General features: G+C 71.8%; 19 protein-coding genes. 8 read left to right on the top strand and 11 right to left on the bottom strand.

Annotated elements, in window-relative coordinates:
* The gene (locus tag AB0B33_RS01255) at nucleotides 1-795 is read left to right on the top strand and encodes an SDR family oxidoreductase (protein ID WP_247019046.1); all 795 of its coding nucleotides are present in this window, start codon (nucleotides 1-3) and stop codon (nucleotides 793-795) included.
* The gene (locus AB0B33_RS01260) at nucleotides 792-1469 is read left to right on the top strand and encodes a GntR family transcriptional regulator (protein ID WP_247019048.1); all 678 of its coding nucleotides are present in this window, start codon (nucleotides 792-794) and stop codon (nucleotides 1467-1469) included. Before AB0B33_RS01255 ends, AB0B33_RS01260 begins: the two co-directional genes overlap by 4 nt.
* On the opposite strand, the gene AB0B33_RS01265 is transcribed toward AB0B33_RS01260, so the two are convergent.
* Entirely contained in the window at nucleotides 1424-1675 is a 252-nt protein-coding gene (locus AB0B33_RS01265) for a hypothetical protein (protein ID WP_360765346.1), read from the bottom strand. The two genes, AB0B33_RS01260 and AB0B33_RS01265, sit on opposite strands and share 46 nt — an antisense overlap.
* 85 nt (nucleotides 1676-1760) lie before the next feature.
* Between AB0B33_RS01265 and AB0B33_RS01270 the strand changes: the two genes are divergently transcribed.
* Nucleotides 1761-2747 carry a DUF5937 family protein gene (locus AB0B33_RS01270; protein WP_360765349.1) on the top strand — a complete coding sequence of 329 codons (987 nt, stop codon included), beginning with the start codon at nucleotides 1761-1763 and terminating at the stop codon, nucleotides 2745-2747.
* Here AB0B33_RS01270 and AB0B33_RS01275 read toward each other — a convergent pair.
* Nucleotides 2737-4656 carry an NPCBM/NEW2 domain-containing protein gene (locus tag AB0B33_RS01275; protein ID WP_360765351.1) on the bottom strand — a complete coding sequence of 640 codons (1920 nt, stop codon included), beginning with the start codon at nucleotides 4654-4656 and terminating at the stop codon, nucleotides 2737-2739. The two genes, AB0B33_RS01270 and AB0B33_RS01275, sit on opposite strands and share 11 nt — an antisense overlap.
* A 126-nt stretch (nucleotides 4657-4782) precedes the next feature.
* Entirely contained in the window at nucleotides 4783-6735 is a 1953-nt protein-coding gene (locus AB0B33_RS01280; RefSeq protein ID WP_360765353.1) for an NPCBM/NEW2 domain-containing protein, read from the bottom strand.
* A gap of 172 nt (nucleotides 6736-6907) precedes the next feature.
* Here AB0B33_RS01280 and AB0B33_RS01285 point away from each other — a divergent pair, with 172 nt between their 5' ends.
* Together AB0B33_RS01285 and AB0B33_RS01290 are read left to right on the top strand one after the other, a co-directional pair.
* Nucleotides 6908-8089: a CoA transferase gene (locus AB0B33_RS01285; protein WP_360765356.1), complete on the top strand. Its 1182-nt coding sequence runs from the start codon at nucleotides 6908-6910 to the stop codon at nucleotides 8087-8089.
* Nucleotides 8090-8296: 207 nt separating this feature from the next.
* Nucleotides 8297-9565, top strand: coding sequence for an aspartate aminotransferase family protein (locus AB0B33_RS01290; RefSeq protein ID WP_360765359.1), 1269 nt, complete (start codon nucleotides 8297-8299; stop codon nucleotides 9563-9565).
* Nucleotides 9566-9610: 45 nt separating this feature from the next.
* Here the strand turns inward: AB0B33_RS01290 and AB0B33_RS01295 are convergent, their stop codons facing one another.
* The 6 genes from AB0B33_RS01295 to AB0B33_RS01320 all read right to left on the bottom strand — a co-directional run bounded on the left by AB0B33_RS01295 (nucleotide 9611) and on the right by AB0B33_RS01320 (nucleotide 13841).
* Entirely contained in the window at nucleotides 9611-10048 is a 438-nt protein-coding gene (locus AB0B33_RS01295; protein WP_360765362.1) for a VOC family protein, read from the bottom strand.
* Nucleotides 10027-10224 carry a hypothetical protein gene (locus AB0B33_RS01300; protein ID WP_072476601.1) on the bottom strand — a complete coding sequence of 66 codons (198 nt, stop codon included), beginning with the start codon at nucleotides 10222-10224 and terminating at the stop codon, nucleotides 10027-10029. Before AB0B33_RS01300 ends, AB0B33_RS01295 begins: the two co-directional genes overlap by 22 nt.
* A gap of 133 nt (nucleotides 10225-10357) precedes the next feature.
* Nucleotides 10358-10861, bottom strand: a complete 504-nt coding sequence (locus AB0B33_RS01305; protein ID WP_360765365.1) for a GNAT family N-acetyltransferase — start codon at nucleotides 10859-10861, stop codon at nucleotides 10358-10360.
* A 31-nt stretch (nucleotides 10862-10892) separates the two neighbouring features.
* Entirely contained in the window at nucleotides 10893-11678 is a 786-nt protein-coding gene (locus AB0B33_RS01310; RefSeq protein WP_360766198.1) for an IclR family transcriptional regulator C-terminal domain-containing protein, read from the bottom strand.
* Nucleotides 11679-11811: 133 nt separating this feature from the next.
* Entirely contained in the window at nucleotides 11812-13335 is a 1524-nt protein-coding gene (locus tag AB0B33_RS01315; protein WP_360765369.1) for a PH domain-containing protein, read from the bottom strand.
* Nucleotides 13332-13841 carry a PH domain-containing protein gene (locus tag AB0B33_RS01320; RefSeq protein WP_247019072.1) on the bottom strand — a complete coding sequence of 170 codons (510 nt, stop codon included), beginning with the start codon at nucleotides 13839-13841 and terminating at the stop codon, nucleotides 13332-13334. Before AB0B33_RS01320 ends, AB0B33_RS01315 begins: the two co-directional genes overlap by 4 nt.
* 171 nt (nucleotides 13842-14012) lie before the next feature.
* Between AB0B33_RS01320 and AB0B33_RS01325 the strand changes: the two genes are divergently transcribed.
* From AB0B33_RS01325 to AB0B33_RS01335, 3 genes are read left to right on the top strand one after another with little or no spacing between them, the layout of a single operon-like run.
* Complete coding sequence (locus AB0B33_RS01325; RefSeq protein WP_360765371.1) at nucleotides 14013-14930, top strand: PAC2 family protein; 918 nt, start codon at nucleotides 14013-14015, stop codon at nucleotides 14928-14930.
* Entirely contained in the window at nucleotides 14930-15688 is a 759-nt protein-coding gene (locus tag AB0B33_RS01330; RefSeq protein ID WP_360765374.1) for a class I SAM-dependent methyltransferase, read from the top strand. Before AB0B33_RS01325 ends, AB0B33_RS01330 begins: the two co-directional genes overlap by 1 nt.
* The gene (locus AB0B33_RS01335) at nucleotides 15685-16494 is read left to right on the top strand and encodes a class I SAM-dependent methyltransferase (RefSeq protein WP_360765377.1); all 810 of its coding nucleotides are present in this window, start codon (nucleotides 15685-15687) and stop codon (nucleotides 16492-16494) included. Before AB0B33_RS01330 ends, AB0B33_RS01335 begins: the two co-directional genes overlap by 4 nt.
* On the opposite strand, the gene AB0B33_RS01340 is transcribed toward AB0B33_RS01335, so the two are convergent.
* Complete coding sequence (locus AB0B33_RS01340; RefSeq protein WP_360765380.1) at nucleotides 16491-17477, bottom strand: MCE family protein; 987 nt, start codon at nucleotides 17475-17477, stop codon at nucleotides 16491-16493. The genes AB0B33_RS01335 and AB0B33_RS01340 overlap by 4 nt on opposite strands.
* Nucleotides 17478-17546: 69 nt before the next feature.
* On the bottom strand, nucleotides 17547-18728 hold the full coding sequence (locus tag AB0B33_RS01345) for an FAD-dependent monooxygenase (protein WP_360765383.1): 1182 nt from the start codon (nucleotides 18726-18728) through the stop codon (nucleotides 17547-17549).
* Between the last annotated feature and the right edge of the window lie 64 nt (nucleotides 18729-18792).

The following is an 18792-nucleotide window of genomic DNA, read 5'->3' on the forward strand; positions in this document are numbered from 1 at the left end:
ATGGGTCGGTTGGCCGGCAAGGTGGCGGTCGTCTTCGGCGGCGCGCGGGGCATCGGCCTCGCGACGGTCAAGGAGTTCCTCGCCGAGGGCGCGACCGTGTACGCCTCCGACATCCGCGAGCCCGCGGAGGAGATCGACGGGTACCGGCACTCCACAGTGGACGCCACCGACGAGGACGCCGTGGCCGCGTTCGTCGACGGCGTCATCGCCGAGGCGGGCCGCATCGACGTGCTGTTCAACAACGTCGGCATCCACCTCGGCAAGCCGCTCGTCGACACCACCCTGGCGGAGTTCGACGACATCTTCGCGCTCAACGTCCGCGCCGCTTTCCTCGGCACCCGCGCCGTGCTGCCGCACATGATCGCGCAGCGGGCCGGCAGCATCGTCACGACGTCGTCCAACGGCGGCGTGATGGGCCGCCCCGGCGACCCGGTCTACAACGCCACCAAGCACGCGCTGGTCGGGCTCACGAAGTCGATCGCCGTCGCCCACGCGCACCAGGGCATCCGGGCCAACACGGTGAACCCGGGCGCGATCGACACCGACATGCTGCGCAGCACCCTGAACTCGCCGGAGGAGTTCGAAACCAAGCAGCACCAGCTGGTCGCGAGCACGCCCGCGGCGCGCGTCGGCGAGGCGTGGGAGGTCGCGAAGGCCGTCGTCTTCCTGGCGAGCGACGAATCGAGGTTCATCAACGGCGTCGTCCTGCCGATCGACGGCGCGAAGGCGGCGGGTGCCATGCCGGGCAACCGGTACAGCCTCGACTTCGATCTCGGCGTCGGGGTGGTGCCATGACCGTCGATGCCTCGGGGCTGGGGAGCGAGCGGCACCTCCTGGTGCGCAGCGGCACCGCCGAACGGGTCGCCGCGATCCTGCGCCAGTACATCACCGACGGCGTCTTCGCCCCCGGCGAACGCCTGTCCGAGCCCGTGATCAGCTCGGCGCTGGGCGTCTCGCGCAACACGCTGCGCGAGTCGTTCCAGCTGCTGGCCCACGAGCGGCTGGCCGTGCACGAGCTGAACCGCGGGGTGTTCGTGCGCGAACTGACCACCGACGACATCGAGGACCTCTACGTCGTCCGCCGCGCCACCGAGTGCGGTGCCCTGCGCCGCGCCGCTGAGTTGTCCACTGTGGACTTGACCGGCCTGGAACGCGCACTCGATGACGGGCGCCGGGCCGCCGGAGCCGAGGACTGGCCCGCGGTCGGCACCGCCAGCATCCACTTCCACCAGGCGCTGGCGGACCTGGCGGGCAGCGAGCGGCTGTCCGCGACGATGCGCCAGGTGCTCGCCGAGACGCGGTTGTTCTTCGTGCTCAACGAGAACACGCGGGAGTTCTACGAGCCGTTCCTGGACTGCCACGAGCGGATCCTGCGCGACCTGCGCCGCGGCCGGTTCGACGCCGCCGCGGCCGCGCTCGACCGCTACCTGCGCGACGCCGAAGCCAGGCTGCTGGAACTGAGCTCGTAGGGGAAGACGACCGTGAGCGCGTACGGCCGGTACTGAGCCGTGACGCGGTAGATCCCGTCGGCGCCGGCCGTCCAGCCGAGCACGGCGACTGTCCGGACGACGGAACACCTGGCGTGCCCAGCCGGGGCGGGCCGTGCCGAAGCGGGCGGCGCGCCGGCGAGCAGCACGGCGGCCACGGCAGCGGCGAGCACGCGTCCAGGGAGCATCAGCCCACTCAACCCCGGCGGAAGGTCGCCCCGGAAAGGATTCGAGCCGGTTCAAATCCGCCGTGACCCCTGTTACCGTCGATCGGTGTTCACGCTGCGGGTCGACGCCGAGACGGTGGCCAGGACACGGTTTTCGCCCTCCCTCGCCGCGGAGTCGCTGGCGTGGCTGAAGCTCACCGCCGACGCCGGGCGCCACCCCGTGTTCGGCGATCCCGGCCCGGTCGCCCGCGCGTCGCTCGCCCACCCGGACGTCGCGCTGCTGCTGGACCTGCTGCCGCGCCCCGGCGAGGTCTACACGCCGGACCTGCTCACCCCGCAGCCGGGCACGGCGGCCCGGCCCGCCGACCTGCTCGACGAGCAGATCGCGCGGATCGAGGCGACCACGCAGGACGACCTCGAGGAACAGGTCCTCGCGTACACGCAGTTCCACTGGAACCGGCCGCTGCCGATCGCGGCCCGCCGGGTCGTGGAGTCGGGGTCGATGCCCCGGCGGCTGGCCGGCGGCCTCGCGCGGTTCTGGCGTGACGTGCTCTGCGACGACTGGGCCGGTCTGCACGCGGTCGTCGACCGGGACATCGCCCACCGCGCGCAGACCATCGCCACGCACGGCGTCGGCGCGGCGCTCGCGTCGCTGCACCCCGCCATCGGCTGGGCCGGCGACGCGATCACCCTCGCCAAGCCGTTCGACGGCGAGATCGACGTCGCCGGCCGCGAGCTGGTCCTCGCCCCCGGCGTGCTCAGCTGGCCCGGAATGAGCATCCAGGTCGACGTTCCCGGCCAGGTCGTGCTCTGCTACCCCGCGAAGGGGATCGGCACGGGCGCGGACCGGCCGCCCGGACGGCTCGCGCCGGTGGTCGGCGCGGCCCGGGCGGCGCTGCTGGCCGACCTCGAGACCGCGCGGCCGACCGCCGACCTCGCCGCCCGGACCGGGTACAGCCCCGGCACCGTCTCCTACCACCTGAGCGCGCTGCACCGCGCCGGTCTCGTCAGCAAGGTCCGGGACGGCCGGTACGTGCTGTACCGGCGGACCGCGCAGGCCGTCGTCCTCCTGGAGGGCGCGGTCAGCAGGTGACGTACGGCGCGATCCAGTCGGCGTACTCGCCGGCCGAGCCGTCGCCGCCGTCGTCGACCGCGATGGCCAGCTGCTGCACCCCGGTGACCGGGATCGTCAGCTTCGCCGGCTTCGCGCCCGGCCGGACGACCCCCGTCGCGGCCAGCTCGCGGCCGTCGCCGAGGACCCGGAACGCGACGGTGGCCTGCGGGCTCGAGACGTCGTCGACGCCGTACTGGACCGAGAACGACTTGCACGCACCGCCGAGGAACAGCCGGATCACCGACGGCGAGTGCACGCCCACCCCGCTGTTCGGCTGGTAACCGACGCCGCCGACCGACATCGCCCGCCCGTTCGCGACGCTGCCGCGTTCCACCGGACCGGAGCCGTTCTCCGAGTAGAGCCACGGCCGCGTCGACAGGTACGTCGTGCCGGCCGGCGGCGCGGTCACCAGCGGTACCTCGGCCGAACCGGTCGCGGTGCGCGTCCCGAGCGCGCTCGTGTACCCGCCGCTCGCGCCGACCAGGACCTTCGCCGCCGGAGCCGCGGTCGGCCGCAGCGTGATCTCACGCGTGACCGTGCTGCCCGGCGAGACCCGCGGGACGTCGACCTGCGCGGGCCCGTCCAGCTGCCACCCGGCGGGCACGGTGATCGCGTAGCTCGCGTCCGTGATCGGGGTGTCGCCGTCGTTGGTCAGCGTGACCGTGCCGTCGACCTGCTGCCCCGCCAGGAACCCCTCCGGCAGCTGCACGCCCAGCGTCACCAGCGGATCGGCCGTCGACGGCTGCCCCGGCCACGCGCGGAAGAACACGCTGCTCAGCGCGGGCACGGACGCGCGCAGCGTGCCGGTGCTGGTCAGTTCGGTGCCGGCCCAGAGGTCGCGGACGCGGTAGGCGGGCGCCGCCGCGACGCCGGTTTCGGCGAGGTCGAACGGGATCGTCCGCGCGTACGAGCCGCGGTTGAGCAGCAGCACCGCTACCGAGCCGTCGGACATCGGCTTCGCCCAGACTTCGCCGTCGGACAGGTCGCGGACCTTGGCGCCGGGCGTGCCGGACCAGTCCTGGTCGACCGCGATCACGTCCCGGTTGGCGATCGTGTCGAGCGGGAACGACTCGTTGGGGATGAGCGGCGCGTTCATCAGCGCCCACAACGAAAACTGCGTCCGCCGCGGCGCGACGTCGAGGAAGCTGAAGTTGAGGTAGCCGGGATCGCTCCAGCCGCCGGGACCGGTGTGCCCGGCCAGCGGGACCTGCTTGTCGATCGCCTGCATCACGATCGGCAGCGGCTCCGGCATGTCGCTGGTCAGCTGCCAGGTGTGCGCGCCGGCGCCGGGCGCCCACTCCCACTGGCGGTAGTTGTTCGAGAACGTGTCGATCATCGCGAGGAGGATCGGCCGTCCGGTGTTCTTGAGCGCGTCACCCATCTTCTTGGCGGCCGCCGCGACGCCGTTCTCGCCGCCGCACGTGTCGTACGCGAGGTAGTCGACGCCCCAGGCCGCGAACGTCTGCGCGTCCTGTTCTTCGTGGTCGCGCGAGCCGGGCATCGCGCTGCCGCAGGTCAGGGCGCCGGTACCGCTGTAGAGCCCGAACTTGAGTCCGTTGGCGTGCACGTACGCGATGAGACCGGGCAGGTCCGGGTACTTCGCGGGGTCGGGTTGCAGCCTGCCGTCGGCGGCCCGCGTCTTGGCCGCCCAGCAGCCGGCGATGGTGACGTAGGTGTAGCCCGCATCGCGCAGGCCGGTGCTGACCAGCATGTCGACGCCGGCGCGGACCTTCGCGTAGTCGATCCGCGGGCACTGGTTCCAGCCGCGGGACCACGAAATCCCCATCGGCGGGGTCGCGGCGATGACGGGTTCGCCGGCGGACGCGGGCGCGGCGACGGCCGTGGTCAGACCGAGGATTGTGAGCAGCAGGACACCGAGTCTTCGCACGGTTCCCTCCCCCAGGAGTGCGGACAAGAGTTCCAGGGTGCATCCGGGACGAACCGGGCATGAGGGGAGAAGTGCCGTCCCCGGCCGGGTGACCGGGGACGGCGGGTGGTGCGTGAATTTCCTTGCTCAGCAGGTGATCGCGGCGTTCGCCCAGTCGGCGTGGTCGTCGGTGTTGCCGTCGCCGCCGTCGGTCACGGCCAGCTCCAGCACCTGGACACCGGACAGCTGCGCGTCGAGCGGTTGCGCCTTGTCCCCGGGGTGCAGGACGCCGGTCGCGGCAAGCTCCTTGCCGTCACCGAGGATGCGGAACCCCGCGCTGCCACCGGAGTTTTCGTCGTCCAGACCGACGAGCGCGCGGACCGACGTGCAGGCGGCGCCGACGTAGATCCGCACGCTCGACGGGGCGTGCGCGCCGATCCCGTCGTCGTAGCCCACGCCGGCGATGGTGATCCGGTGCCCGTCGCCCGCTCCGGCCTCGCCGTTGCTGGTCCCGCGCTCGACCGGGCCCCAGCCGTTGTCCGACGACATCCACGCGGCCTTCGACAACGCCGTCGTTCCGGTGGCCGGGCGCGTGACCAGTGGCGAGCTGCCTTCCGCTGTAAGGCTGCGTCGGCCGTACAGCGTAAGGTAGCTCGCCTTCGCTGCGAGCGTGACGCGCTCGCCGGCCGGCGCGACCGGCTCGAACGTGACGTCGTGCTGCCAGCTCTTGCCCGGCAGCACGATCGGCACCGTGAACGCGCCGGGACCGCGCAGCCGCCAGCCCGCGGGGGTCGCGATGCTCGCGCGCAGCTGCGCGACCGGCGTGCTGCCGTCGTTGGTGACCTTCAGCGTGGTGGTCAGCGGCCGGTCGGCGGGCACGTACTCCGGGTTCGGCAGGGCGAGCGTCGTCAGCGGCGCGGCGGACGGCTTCTTCTCCGGCCAGACGCGGAACGTGGCCGAGCCGTGGGACGGGACGACGGCGCGGAGGGTGCCCGCGGTCTCGGTTTCGGTGCCGCTCCAGAGGTCGCGGACGCGGAAGCCGCGCCCGGCGAGGCCGAGCTCCTTCGCCGTCGTCGTCATCGCGGTGCTCGCGGAACCGCGGTTGAACAGCACGACCGCGGCCGAGCCGTCGGACATCGGCTTCGCCCAGACCTCGGTGTCGCCGTCGTCGCGGATCTTGTGGCCCTGCACGCCGGCCCAGTCCTGGTCGAGTGCGATGACGTCCTTGTTCTCCAGGATCGCCTTGGTGGCCGGGGTCATCGCGGGCAGGTCGTTGCCGGCCAGCAACGGCGCGTTCAGCAGCGCCCACAGCGAGAAGTGCGCACGGTACTCGGCGTCGGTCATGCCGCCGTTGCCGACTTCGAGCATGTCCGGGTCGTTCCAGCCGCCGGGACCCGCGTACTTCTCGAGGCCGACCTGCTGGTCGAGGATGCCGGTCAGGCTGCCCCAGTTGTCGCTGATGTCGCCGGTGGTCCGCCACAGCTGCGCGCCGGCGTCGCGGCCCCAGGTCCACGGGTCGTTCTCGCCCCATTCGCAGAGCGCGTAGATCATCGGGCGGCCGGTCTTCTTGATCGCGTCGCCCATCTTCGTGTAGCGCTCGATCGCGGGGCGGCCCTGGTTGTTGCAGTTGTCGTACTTGAGGTAGTCGACGCCCCAGTCGGCGAACGACTGCGCGTCGGCCTCTTCGTGGTCGAGGGCACCGGGCATGGTCTTCTGGCAGGTAAGCGTGCCCGCGCTGGTGTAGATGCCGAGCTTGAGGCCCTTTTCGTGGACGTAGTCGGCGAGCGCCTTGATGCCGTGCGGGAAGCGCTCGTGGTTCGGCTCGAGCTTGCCGTCGGCCGTGCGGTTCTGTTCGGCCCAGCAGTCGTCGATGTTGACGTACTGGTAGCCCGCGTCCTTCATGCCGGTCGACACCAGCGCGTCGGCAGCGCCGCGGATGAGGTTTTCGTCGATCTCGCAGCCGAACTTGTTCCAGCTGTTCCAGCCCATCGGCGGGCGTTCGCCGACGCGCTGGGCGGCGAAGTACTGGGGTTCGGCGGCCGCGGGGGTGGCTTGGACGACGGTGACGACCGTGGTGCAGGCGGCTATCGTGGCCGCCATTCCAACAAGACGACGCATAAGTCCCTCCAGGAGTGCGCAACTCTGCACAGACTCACTCAACAATCAACAGGACGGGAGTGACTGTCGTCTACGTCCGTTAGTAGGTAATCCATTTCCCGGGGCGCGCGAGGTAGAAAGGGGGCTGGCCGCCCAGCTCGACGAGGAGCCGCTGATGCCCGAAGGTTTTCGCCCGCTCGACGGGATCAAGGTCGTCGACCTGTCCCGCATCCTCGCCGGCCCCTACTGCACCCAGTACCTCGGCGAGATGGGCGCGGACGTGGTCAAGGTCGAGCCTCCGGGCCACGGCGACGACACCCGCGGCTGGGGCCCGCCGTTCGTCGGCGACGAAGCCGTCTACTACCTGGCGGCGAACCGGAACAAGCGCGGGATCGTCCTGGACCTCAAGAGCGACCGCGGCCGCGACGCGGTCCGGCGGCTGGTCGCGGACGCCGACGTGCTCGTCGAGAACTTCCGCCCGGGCACGCTGGAGAAGTGGGGACTCGGTTACCCGGCGCTGGCCGAGCTGAACCCGCGGCTGATCCACGTGTCGATCACCGGCTTCGGGCAGACCGGGCCGTACCGCGACCGCGCGGGCTACGACCTGGTCGCCCAGGCCCTCGGCGGCGTGATGTCCCTGACCGGCGAGCCGGACGGGCCGCCGGCGAAGGTCGGCCTGCCGGTGGCGGACCTGAACGCGGGGACGTGGGCGATCATCGCCGTGCTGATGGCGTTGCAGGCGCGGCACACGACCGGTCGCGGGCAGTACCTCGACGTGTCCCTTTTGGACAGTCAGCTGGCGTGGCACGTCTACGCGGCGGGAGCGCACTTCTACGACGCACCCCGCCCGCGCCGGATGGGGTCGGCGCACCCGAGCATCGTCCCGTACCAGGCGTACCACGCGGCCGACGGCTGGCTGATCATCGCGGTGGGCAGCGAGAAGCTGTGGCACGCGTTCTGCGGGGTGCTGGCGCTGGACATCGTTTCGGACCCTCGGTTTTCGTCGAACGCGGCACGGGCCGCGCACCGGGATGAGCTGAACGCTTTGCTGGAGCCGGTGCTGCTGACGCGCACGGCCGCGGAGTGGCTGAAGTCCTTCGACGCGGCGGGCATCCCGGCGGCCCCGATCAACGAGATCGACGACGTCTACGCGGACCCGTGGACGGCCGCGCGCGAGCAGGTGGTGCGGCTGCCGCACCCGACGGTGGGGACGTACGTGGGGACGGGGTTCCCGGTGAAGGCGTCCGATACGCCGGCGCGGGCTTCTTCGGCGCCGCCGACGTTGGGGCAGCACACCGCGGAGGTGCTCGCGGAGCTGGGGTACTCGGCGGAGGAGATCGCGGAGTTCCTGGACTGAGCACCGCCGCGAGCCGGAGGATCCGGAAGCTGCGCGGGGTCAGCACCGCTCCGGCCGCCCAGGCGGGATCACGCGACGCAGCCGAGCACCGCCGGTGCGGGTTGCGGTGCCGTCGTGGCCAGTCCGGGGGTGCGAACTGTGCACGATGGAGTGTTCGCGCTCGTCGCTCGGCCCTGGTAGGGATGGGGGCAGGACTGAGGAGGACCGATGTCAGCACAGCACGCCCTGTGGCACCCGTTCGCCGACATGGGCGCCGTCGACGGTGACCGGATGGTCATCACCCGTGGTGAGGGGTCGTACGTCTGGGACGACGGCGGCCGGCGGTACTTCGACGCGACCGCGTCGCTCTGGTACGCGAACTTCGGGCACGGGCGCCCGGAAATCACCGACGCCGTCGCGGCGCAGTTGCGGACGCTCGACTCGTACAACCTGTTCGGCTACAACGCCAACCAGCCGGCGATCGACCTCGCGGACCGCGTTGCCGCGCTGGCGCCGGAGCCCGGTTCGAAGGTGTTCTTCGGCTCGGGTGGCGGGGACGTCATCGACACCGCCGTCAAGCTGGCGCGCGCGTACTTCGCGCACACCGGGCGGCCGGACAAGGTGCACGTGATCGGCCGGGCGCAGGGGTACCACGGCACGCACGGCTTCGGCACCGCGGTCGGCGGCATCCCGGCCAACGCGGCCGGTTTCGGTCCGCAGCCGCCCGACTTCTCGCACGTCCCGTTCGACAGCGCGGCGGCGCTGGAGGCCGAGATCGAGCGCGTGGGCGCGTCGCGCGTGGCGGCGTTCTTCTGCGAACCCGTGATCGGCGCGGGTGGCGTGCTGCTGCCGCCGGACGGGTACATCGAGGAGGTCGCGGCGATCTGCCGCCGCCACGACGTGCTGTTCGTCGCGGACTGCGTGATCGCGGCCTGGGGACGGCTCGGCACGTGGTTCGGCATCGACCGCTGGGCCGTCCGGCCCGACATGATCACGACGGCGAAGGGCATCACCGGCGGCACCATCCCGCTGGGCGCGCTGATCGTGGCTCCGCGGGTGGCGGAACCCTTCTTCACCGGCGCGCCGGGCGCCCCGATCTTCCGCCACGGCGCGACGTACGCGGGCCACCCGGTGGCGTGCGCGGCCGGCCTGGCGACCCTGGACATCTACGAGCGCGACGGCCTGATCCCCCGCGGCCGCGAGCTGGAAAAGCCCTTGGCCGACGCGGTTTCGAGCGTCAGCGGGCACCCGCTGGTGGCCGAAATCCGCGCGGGGCTCGGTTTTCTGGCCGCCGTCGAGCTGACGGCGGAAGTGATGGACGCCGACCCGGGCGCCCCGGTGAAGCTGCAGCGCGCCTGCCGGGACGAGGGTGTGATCGTGCGGAACCTCGGGCGCGGTGTCGCGGTGTCGCCGCCGTTGATCGCGGCCGAGCCCGAGCTGGACCTGCTGGCGTCGGCGTTGCCGAAGGCCCTGGACCGCTTGGCCGCTCAGAGCTGAGTTCGCGTCGGCGGCGGCCCCCCGGCCCGCCGCCGACGCCTTAACTCACGAAACGCAGAACTCGTTCCCCTCGGGATCCGCCACGGTCACCCAGCTGTGCGGCCCCTGTCGCCCGCGGTGCAGGTACGTCGCCCCGCGGGCCGTGAGCTTCTCCAGCGTCGCCTCGACGTTGTCCGCCCCGACCCAGACGTCGAGGTGGACCCGGTTCTTCACCGTCTTCCCCTCCGGGACCTCCTGGAACAGGATCCGCCGCGGTGGACCGTCGGGTGGCGAGTCCGGGTGCCGGATCGCCGCTCCCGCCTTCCAGACCAGCGATCCCTGGTACGTCCGGGTTTCTTCCTCCCTCGCGTACCCCTTCGCGATCATCTCGCGGATGAAGCCTTCGTCCGTCGGTTCGACGGACCAGCCGAGCGTCTCGGCCCACCAGCCGGCCTGCACGTGCGGGTCGGCCGAATCCACCACTACCTGGAAGTCATGCGCCATACGGGCACGTTAACGACCGAGTCCGACATTTTTCGCAACGCCGGGTCCTCGGGGACGACCGTGAAGCGCCACTTGTCCACGCCGCCGCCCATGATTTCGGCGTACCGGCGGGCGCCGTCGGCGTTGGCGAAGCGGACCTGCTGGCCGTTCGTCAGGTGGGTGATCTTGACCGCCACAACAACCTCCCGAAGTCTGTGGGCCGGCCCGCGGAGCTTCCCCCTCCGGGACCGGCCCGCACAGTAGAACACATGTTCGACTGTGTGCGCCAGTGCATCCCCCGGGTAGGGGAGGAACGGACAAAAGACCAGGTCAGAGCGGTCGGATCATCGCGACACGCGGCCAGGCGTCCAGGCCGCGGGCCGCCTCGGCGCCGCGGATCGCGCGCAGTCCGTCGCCGATTTCACCGTCCGGGATGACCCGGAACCGGAGCCGCTCGTAGTAGGGCGCGTTCCACGGCACGGCCGCGAACGTCGTGAGCGTCAGCGCCGGAAGATCGCGCGCGAGGGCCCACTCGGCGAGCGCGTCGATGAGCGCGCGGCCCAGCCCGCGGCGGGCGTGGCCGGGGCGGACCGAGACCTGCTCGATGTGCGCGTGCCCGTCGACGACCTCCGCGACGAGGTAGCCGACCGGCCGGTCGTCCTCGTCGACGCTCACCCACGCACGGCCGTCGGCCTGGTACACCGCCAGCTCCGCCACCGAACCGGGGTCGTCGTCGGCGATCGCGGTCATGCCGATGTCGCGGAAGAGGCTGCCCGCCTCGCGTTCGACGTCGATCAACGCGGGCAGGTCATCGGGGCGCGCGAGCCGGATCACCCGGCCATTCCTACGTGCTCGCGCGCGATTTTCACAGCGAATAAGACGAGATCGTCCGCTGGATCCGGGTCGCGTACTCCTGCAGGGCGGTGATCGCGGTGTGCCGGGCCGCCTCGGTGATCCGCGCGGCCGGCCCGGCCAGGCTGAGCACCGTGGGCCGCCGCCCGGGCGCGTGGACCGGCACGGAACAGGCCCAGACGCCTTCGTCGATTTCTCCCGAGCTGACCGAATACCGGTTCTCCAGCGCGTACTTCAGCTCGTCGCGGATGGCGGTGCCGCGCTGCTCGACGATCGACGGCAGCCGCCGGTCGCGCTCCATTTCGGGCAGCAGGGCGAGCAGCATCTTGCCGGACGCCCCGAGCCCGAGCGGCGTCGAATGCCCCGGCTCGAACGTGAACCGCATGGCGCGGTCGCACTCGACGCGGTCCGCGCACACGGCGGCGTCGCCGAACTGCTGGAACAGCAGCACCGTCTCGCCGAGCTCCCGCGCGGCTTCCTCCATGGCCGGTTTCGCCAGCTGCACCAGCCCGTTCGCCAGCTGCGCGGCCCGCGCCAGCGGCATCACCTGGCTGGTCAGGTGGTAGTGCCCGGCACGGCCTTCTTCGAGCAGCTGCAGCTCCTTGAGCAGCGCCACGTAGCGGTAGGTCGTCGCGACCGGGGTGCCGATCGTCGCGGCGAGCTCGGCGACGCTGGCTTCCCAGCGTCTTTCGGAGAAGGCGAGCAGCAGCTGCAGGACCTTGCGGGAACTGCTGGCACCGGGGGTGCGGCGCGGGGCGGAGGTGGCGGAACCGTCGACGGCACTGACGGCAGGCGTCATCATGACCTCTCGGTGAGACAAAAACAGCCTTCGCTATCACGCGGGGTGAATAAATTAGCACGTTCTGTTAAACGAAGGCCAGCATTCCCACCTGGCGCGAAAAACCATCGGAACGCGCCATTCTTGTAGATGTTCAGCCGCGCTCGAGGAACGGCGTCAGCAGTCCCGGGACGGCCTGGTCCGCCAGCGCCAGACCGTCGGTCTCGCCGACGTCCAGCACGCGGTACCGGCCCTTGCCCGCGGCGACCGGTGCGATCACCGTGACCAGGCCGGCGCGGCGCTGGAAGTACGAGCGCTCGACGACGATCCCGGTCATCCCGTCGCAGCGGACCGCCGCCGTGCCGCGGTCCAGTGAGCCCGACCGCGTCACCAGGTAGCGGCCGGTGAACGCGTGGCCGAGGCCGCGGTAGCGGTCCCAGCCGACGAGCGCGGCGAACGGCAGCAGCACCAGCGCGGCCTGCCACGGCCAGTCCGGCAGCGCGCCGAGCCACGCGAGGCCGTAGAGCGCCGCGGCGAGCAGCAGCACCCCGACGACCGCGCGGGAGACCCGCCGGTACAGCGCCCGCCGCGGGTGGCGCGTCAGCGGCGTCGCCACCGGGTCTTCGCCGAGCACCTCCGCGACGACTTCGTGCGCCTTCGCGAGCGGCGCGGGCGGCAGCAGCAGGCCGCCGCTCTTGTCCGCGCCCTTGCCCTCCCGCAGACCGCCGGCGATGGCGACGCAGCGGGCGCCGCCGGCCAGTCGCAGCGGCAGCGGCTCGCGGATTTCGACGCCCCGCAGGCGGTCCTCCTCGATCGACACCGACCGCGTCGTGATCAGCCCGCGCCGGATGTGCAGCGTGCCGGCGGGCTCGCGGGTGAGCCGGAAGTTCCAGAACGAGAGCACGTACCCGCCGACCGACAGCACCGACACGAGCACCAGCAGGCCGACGGCGGCCAGCACCAGGCTCAGCCACGTCGGGGTGTCGGTGAAGTGCCCGAGGACGGTCTGGACGAGGGAGAACTGGATCGGGTCGAAGTGCAGTTCGTGCGCGAAGTGGTAGACGGTGCCGACCACCGCGCCGACCACGGCGAGGCCCGAGAGCGTGAACGGCGCGTACCGCAGCCACTTCTTGTCGACCGCGGCCACGAGCTGCTCCGGCGGCGCGGTGACCTCTTCGGAGTGAGCCGCGGCCTTACGGTGTAAGAGCAGTGTCCGCAGCCGCTGCGCTTCGGCGATCGTCACGGCGTCGAGGACGAGCTCGTCCTTGCCCGGCCCCTTCCCGTGCGAGTGCCGCCCGGTGCCGATCCGCGCCGCGGCGAGGGAGAACAGCCGGTGCTTCGGCTCGGAGGTGACGTCGACGGTGCGGATCCGGTCGCGCGGGATCGCCCGCTGCTTGCGCAACAACAGCCCGGTGTGCCACTCGACCTGCGTCGCGGTGATCCGGTAGCGCGAAGTCAGCACGTGCGAGACGCCGGTGAACACGGCGATCGCGGTGAACGCCAGGCCGATCCACTGCCACGGCTCGCCGTGCCCGAACAGCAGCGCGCCGAGGAGCACCGGCAGCGACTTCACCAGGTCCAGCACCGGCCGGATGAGCAGCATGCGCCGGTCGAGGCGGTGCCAGGGCGCTTCCTGCGTCCCCTCGGCGGGCGGGGTCACGACCGCTTCGGTGCTCACGTCGCGTCCCCGCGCACGGCCTGGGTCGTCTTCGTCAGCTCGTCCGCCAGCTCCAGCGCGCGGCCGTGCGCCAGGCCCGCGATGCGCAGCGGCCCCGCCGCGGACGCCGTCGTCACCGTGATCTTCGCCAGCCCGAACAGCTGCTCGAACGGGTCGCGCTCGATGTCGACGGTCTGGATCCGCGAGACGGGCGCGATCCGCCACTCCTGCTTCAGCCAGCCGGCCTGCGTGTAGACGGCCTCGGCGGTGACCTCCCAGCGGTGCACGCGGTAGCGCCACTGCGGCATCACGAGCAGGTGCAGCGGGGCGAGCACGCACGAGACGACCAGCGTCACGCTCAGGAACGACGGCGCGTCGTCGCTGGTCACCACGATGACGGTCTGCAGCCCGATCAGCAGGATCCAGAAGATCGCGGCGGTCGCCGTCCAGTAGCCGATGGCCCGGCGGCTGACCCGGTGTGCCGGTGGCCGCAGCCGCAGCGCCGTGTTCGTGGTGTGTTCGCTCACGCCTCAAGCGTGCCCGATCGGAGACTTGCGCGCCCACGACATGTGTCACGATGCCGATCCGGTCCGGCCTCGATCGCGTGCCGTTACGATCTGCGACACCGTCGGAGGAATGGAATCCCCGTACGCGTGTGTTGTGCTTGAAGGACGCTTATCGGCAAGCAGGAGGACCAGGTGGGACTCGATCCCGACGACCTGTACGAGGTGGACTCGGACGTCCCCGACCTGACCGGGGCGGTGCTGATGCACCACTTCGAAGGGTTCATGGACGCCGGCTCGGCGGGCCGTCTGCTGGCGGAGCACCTGCTGACCGGCGATCACCGGGTGGTCGCCCGCTTCGACGTCGACCGGCTCATCGACTACCGCTCGCGGCGGCCGACGATGACCTACGCGGTCGACCACTGGGAGGACTACGACGCGCCCGAGCTGGTCGTGCACCTGCTGCACGACACCGACGGCACGCCGTTCCTGCTGCTGTCGGGTCCGGAGCCGGACCACGACTGGGAGCGGTTCTGCCTCGCGGTCCGCAACCTCGTCGAGCGCTGGGGCGTCCGGCTGACCGCCGGCTTCCACGGCATCCCGATGGGCGCGCCGCACACCCGCCCGCTCGGCGTCACCGCGCACGCCACCCGCCAGGACCTGGTCGGCGAGCACCAGCCACTGCCCAACCGGCTGCAGGTGCCGGGCAGCCTCGCCGCGCTGCTGGAGTACCGGCTCGGCGAGTGGGGCCACGACGCCGTCGGCTTCGCCGCGCACGTGCCGCACTACCTGGCGCAGTCGACGTACCCGTCGGCGTCTCTCATCGTGCTCGACGCGCTGAGCCGCGCGACCGGGCTGAGCCTGGCCGAAGGCGAGCTGCGCGCGGCCGCGGAGCTGGCCGACGCCGAGATCAACCGCCAGGTCGCGGAGTCCGCCGAGGTCGCCGACGTCGTCCGCGCGCTGGAGCGGCAGTACGACACGTTCGTCGAGGCTTCGGATAAGGGATCGCTGCTCGCGGAGTCGGAAGAGCACATGCCGACCGCGGAGGAGCTCGGCTCGCAGTTCGAGCGGTTCCTGGCCGAGCAGAACGGCGGCGACGGCCCGGAGCGCTGATGACGCGCTACGACGAGATCGGCGTCGGGTACGCGCTGGGGCGGCGCACCGACCCGCGGTGGCTGACGCCGGTGCTCGACGCGCTCGGTGCCGCGCGGTCCGTGCTCGACGTCGGCTCCGGGACGGGGTCCTACGAGCCGCCTTCCCGGCACGTCGTCGCGGTGGAGCCGTCGGCGGAGATGATCCGGCAACGCCCGGACGGCGCCGCGCCGGTCGTGCGGGCGGTCGCGGAGGCGCTGCCGTTCGGGTCTTCGTCGTTCGACGCCGCGCTCGCGGTGCTGACCGTGCACCACTGGCCGGACTGGCGCCGCGGGCTCGACGAGCTGCGCCGCGTCGCGCCCCGGCAGGTCGTGCTGGCCTACGACACCGCGCTGCACAACGACTTCTGGCTCGTGCGGGAGTACGTCCCCGAAGTCGCGGCGCTCGAACGGTCCCGCCCGTCGGCGGCGCAGATCGCGGACCACCTCGGCGCGTCGTCGGTGCTCCCGCTGCCGGTGCCGTGGGACTTCACCGACGGCGTGTTCCCCGCGCACTGGCGGCGGCCGGAGGCGTACCTGGACCCGGCGGTGCGGCGAGCCTGCTCGGCGCTCGCGCAGACGTCACCCGAGGCCGTCTCGCGGGGGATCGACCGGCTGCGGGCCGACCTCGAGTCCGGCCGGTGGCACGCGGACCACGCGGAGCTGCTGGCGCTGCCGGAGTGGGACGCGGGCTTCCGGCTCATCGTGGCGGACGGTGCGTCAGGTACCGTCCCGGGATGAACCGCGCTGAAACTCGTTCACCCGTAAGGAAAACGCTGGGCAAGCTCCTCCACGCGCTGGCCTCGAAAGTGGACGACCCGTACACCGATCAGCTGAACCGGATGGCCGCGGAACTCCGCGAGGAGGTCGTCCGCCAGGGTGACCGAGTCCTCGATCGGGTGGTGGAGTTCGAGATCCGCAGCCGCCGCGACATCGTCTACGCCGGCGATCAGGACGCCGCGCTGGAGAGCAACGTCTTCGCCCGCGAGCACCTCGTCGGCTCGCGGCACTTCGGCCGTCCCAAGGAGACACTCGAGTACGCGCTTTCCCTGGCGCCGGAAGGCGGCATGGCGCTGGAGTTCGGGGTCGCGTCCGGCAACACCCTGCGGACCATCGCCCGCGCCCGCGACGGCCGCGACGTCTACGGCTTCGACTCCTTCGACGGGCTGCCCGAGGCGTGGCTCAACGGCATGCCCGCCGGCGCCTTCGCTCGCGACGACCTGCCGGACGTCCCCGGCGCCGAGCTCGTCGTCGGGCTGTTCACCGACAGTCTGCCCGGGTTCCTGGCGGAGCACCCCGGGCACGTCGACTTCCTGCACGTCGACGGCGACCTCTACAGCTCCGCCAAGACCGTGCTCGATCTCTGCGGGCCGCGGCTGCGCGCGGGCAGCATCGTGCACTTCGACGAGTTCTTCAACTTCCCCGGCTGGAAGCGGCACGAATACCGCGCCTGGACGGAGTACGTCGAGCGCACCGGCGTCGAGTTCGAGTACGTCGCCTACACCTACAGCGACAACCAGGTGACGGTGAAGATCACGAAACCCTAGCCGTGGCAGCCCTCTTCGTTCAGCGGGCCGATCGAGGGCAGGATCAGCCCGCACAGGTAACCGTCGATGAAGCGGCCGTTGCCCGCTATGTTGGTGCCGAGCCGGACCAGCGGTGCGAAGCCCTTGATGCCGGCCGCGAGCGCGTCCTGGTTGCGCTGCAGCATCGACGTCAGCTGGTCGAGCTGGGTGAGCAGCGGGCCGACCTGCGACTCGTTGTCGTCGATCAGCCCGGAGAGCTCGGTGGCGAGCTGCCGCGAGCCGTCGAGCAGCGCGGTGATCGCCTGTTCGCGGGCACTCACCTCGGAAAGCAGCTGGTTGCCGTCGGCGAAGAGCCGCTGCACGGCGGCGTCGCGGTCGACGAGCGTCCGCGACACCGTTCTGGTGCCGGCCAGCAGAGTGCCGAGCTGCCGGTCACGGGAGGCGAGCGAATCCGAGAGCCGGGACAGCCCGCCGAGCGCGGCGCGGACGCTCTGCGGCGTGTCCGCGAGCGTCGCCGAAAGCGTGTCGAAGCTCTTCGCCAGCCGGGTGGTGTCGATCCTGTCCACAGTGGACGAAAGCTCGCCGAAGGCCGCGAGGATGTCGTAGGGAACGCTGGTGCGCGCCCGCGGGATCGGCCGCCCGGGGTCGAGCGTGCCGTCGCCCTCCGGGTCGAGCGCGAGGTACTTCTGGCCCAGCACGGTCTTGAGCCGGATCGCCGCGCCCGTCGCGTCGCCGAGCCAGACGTCCTTGGCCTTGAAGGAAACCAGCACGTGGTCGCCGCGCAGCTTCAGGTCCGTGATGCGCCCGACCTTGACTCCCGCGATCCGGACGTCGTTGCCCTCGGCCAACCCGGCCGCTTCGCTGAATTCCGCGGAGTACGTCGTGCCGTCGCCGAGCACCGGCAGGGAACGGACGTTGAGCGCCGTCAGCACGCCCAGCGCCAGCACGGCCAGCCCGGCGAGCGCCGTCCTGACCGGCGCGTCGGCGGCCCGGCGCGGTGACATGGCGTCGAGGGTGACGCACGCCACGCCGGGCCGCCAGCCGAGTCCCCCGATGAGACGAAGATCGGCGGCTCACGCGGCGGTGAGCGCGGGGTACTCCCGGTACTCGACCGCGTTGGCCGCGCGGTCGGTCATCCACGTGAACACCTTGCCGAACAACCGGGTGCTGATCATCCGGTAGGCGCGGTTGCGGCTGCGGATCTTGGCGGCCGTGAGCGGAGCCAGGAAGTTGCCGGAGCCCTTGCCGTTCTTCTGCCCGACCGTCGCCGGCTTGCGCAGCCGCTCCTCGTACTTCGCGAACGCCGTCACGTGGTCGCCGCCCGCCGCCGCGAGCTCGCCGGCCAGCACCTGCGCGCCCATCATCCCGAGCCCGGTGCCGGAGCCGCCCGGCCCGGCGCACCAGGCGGCGTCGCCGAGCAGCACGATCCGGCCCTTCGCCCAGCGTCCGAGGTGGATCTGGCTGATCGAGTCGACGTAGAGGTCGTCGGCCGCGGGCAGCGCTTCGAGCAGCCTCGGCACCTCCCAGCCGGTGTTCGCGAACAGCCGCGCGACGAGGGCGCGCTGCTCGTCTGGGGAGCGGCGGAACTCGACGCCGTCGGCGCCGAAGACGAGGCTGACGTGCAGCTTGCCGGCCAGCCGGTGACTGCCGACGGTCACGCCGCGGCCGGGCTCGTTGTACATGACGCTGGTGTGGTCGAGCCCGAGGTGGTTGGGCGCGGTGAAGCCGGCGATGCCGAAGCCGAGGTCGTGCCGGAAGTCCCGCTCCGGGCCGAACGCGGCGGCGCGGACGCCGGAGTGCACGCCGTCGGCGCCGACGACCAGGTCGAACGTCCGCGGCGCGCCGTGGCGGAAGGTGACGTCGACGCCGCCGGCCGTCTCGGTCAGCGCCGTGACGCGGTCACCGAAGACGTATTCGGCGTCGTCCTTCGTGTGTTCGTAGAGGATCCGCGCGAGGTCGCCGCGCAGGATCTCGACCTCGCCGCTCCAGGCGGCGCCGGGCACGGTCAACGCGGGCCGGGCGTCGAGGCCGAGCATGGTCTGGTCGCCCATCGCCGTCTCGTACCGGCGGATGTCGTCGAGGACGCCCATCGCGGCCAGGAGCTTGACCTGTTCACCGCGGAAGTCGACGGCCTGGCCGCCGGGGCGCAGCGCGGGAGCGGTTTCGACGACGGTGACGCGGTAGCCGGCGCGGTGCAGCCACCAGGCCGCGGACGGGCCGGCGATGCCGGCGCCGGAGACGAGCACGGTCTTCATCGGGGGTTCCTCTCGGTCGTGGTGACCCGAGGGTGCGCGGCGCCGCTGACGGTCCGCGCACGGT

The organism is Amycolatopsis sp. NPDC049159, from assembly GCF_040648295.1.
GTDB lineage: Bacteria > Actinomycetota > Actinomycetes > Mycobacteriales > Pseudonocardiaceae > Amycolatopsis > Amycolatopsis pretoriensis_A.

Coding starts and splice junctions, on each gene's coding strand:
- AB0B33_RS01255 (WP_247019046.1), top strand. CDS start 1: ATGGGTCGGTTGGCCGGCAAGGTGGCGGTCGTCTTCGGCGGCGCGCGG.
- AB0B33_RS01260 (WP_247019048.1), top strand. CDS start 792: ATGACCGTCGATGCCTCGGGGCTGGGGAGCGAGCGGCACCTCCTGGTG.
- AB0B33_RS01265 (WP_360765346.1), bottom strand. CDS start 1,675: ATGCTCCCTGGACGCGTGCTCGCCGCTGCCGTGGCCGCCGTGCTGCTC.
- AB0B33_RS01280 (WP_360765353.1), bottom strand. CDS start 6,735: ATGGCGGCCACGATAGCCGCCTGCACCACGGTCGTCACCGTCGTCCAA.
- AB0B33_RS01285 (WP_360765356.1), top strand. CDS start 6,908: ATGCCCGAAGGTTTTCGCCCGCTCGACGGGATCAAGGTCGTCGACCTG.
- AB0B33_RS01290 (WP_360765359.1), top strand. CDS start 8,297: ATGTCAGCACAGCACGCCCTGTGGCACCCGTTCGCCGACATGGGCGCC.
- AB0B33_RS01295 (WP_360765362.1), bottom strand. CDS start 10,048: ATGGCGCATGACTTCCAGGTAGTGGTGGATTCGGCCGACCCGCACGTG.
- AB0B33_RS01310 (WP_360766198.1), bottom strand. CDS start 11,678: ATGACGCCTGCCGTCAGTGCCGTCGACGGTTCCGCCACCTCCGCCCCG.
- AB0B33_RS01330 (WP_360765374.1), top strand. CDS start 14,930: ATGACGCGCTACGACGAGATCGGCGTCGGGTACGCGCTGGGGCGGCGC.
- AB0B33_RS01335 (WP_360765377.1), top strand. CDS start 15,685: ATGAACCGCGCTGAAACTCGTTCACCCGTAAGGAAAACGCTGGGCAAG.
- AB0B33_RS01340 (WP_360765380.1), bottom strand. CDS start 17,477: ATGTCACCGCGCCGGGCCGCCGACGCGCCGGTCAGGACGGCGCTCGCC.
- AB0B33_RS01345 (WP_360765383.1), bottom strand. CDS start 18,728: ATGAAGACCGTGCTCGTCTCCGGCGCCGGCATCGCCGGCCCGTCCGCG.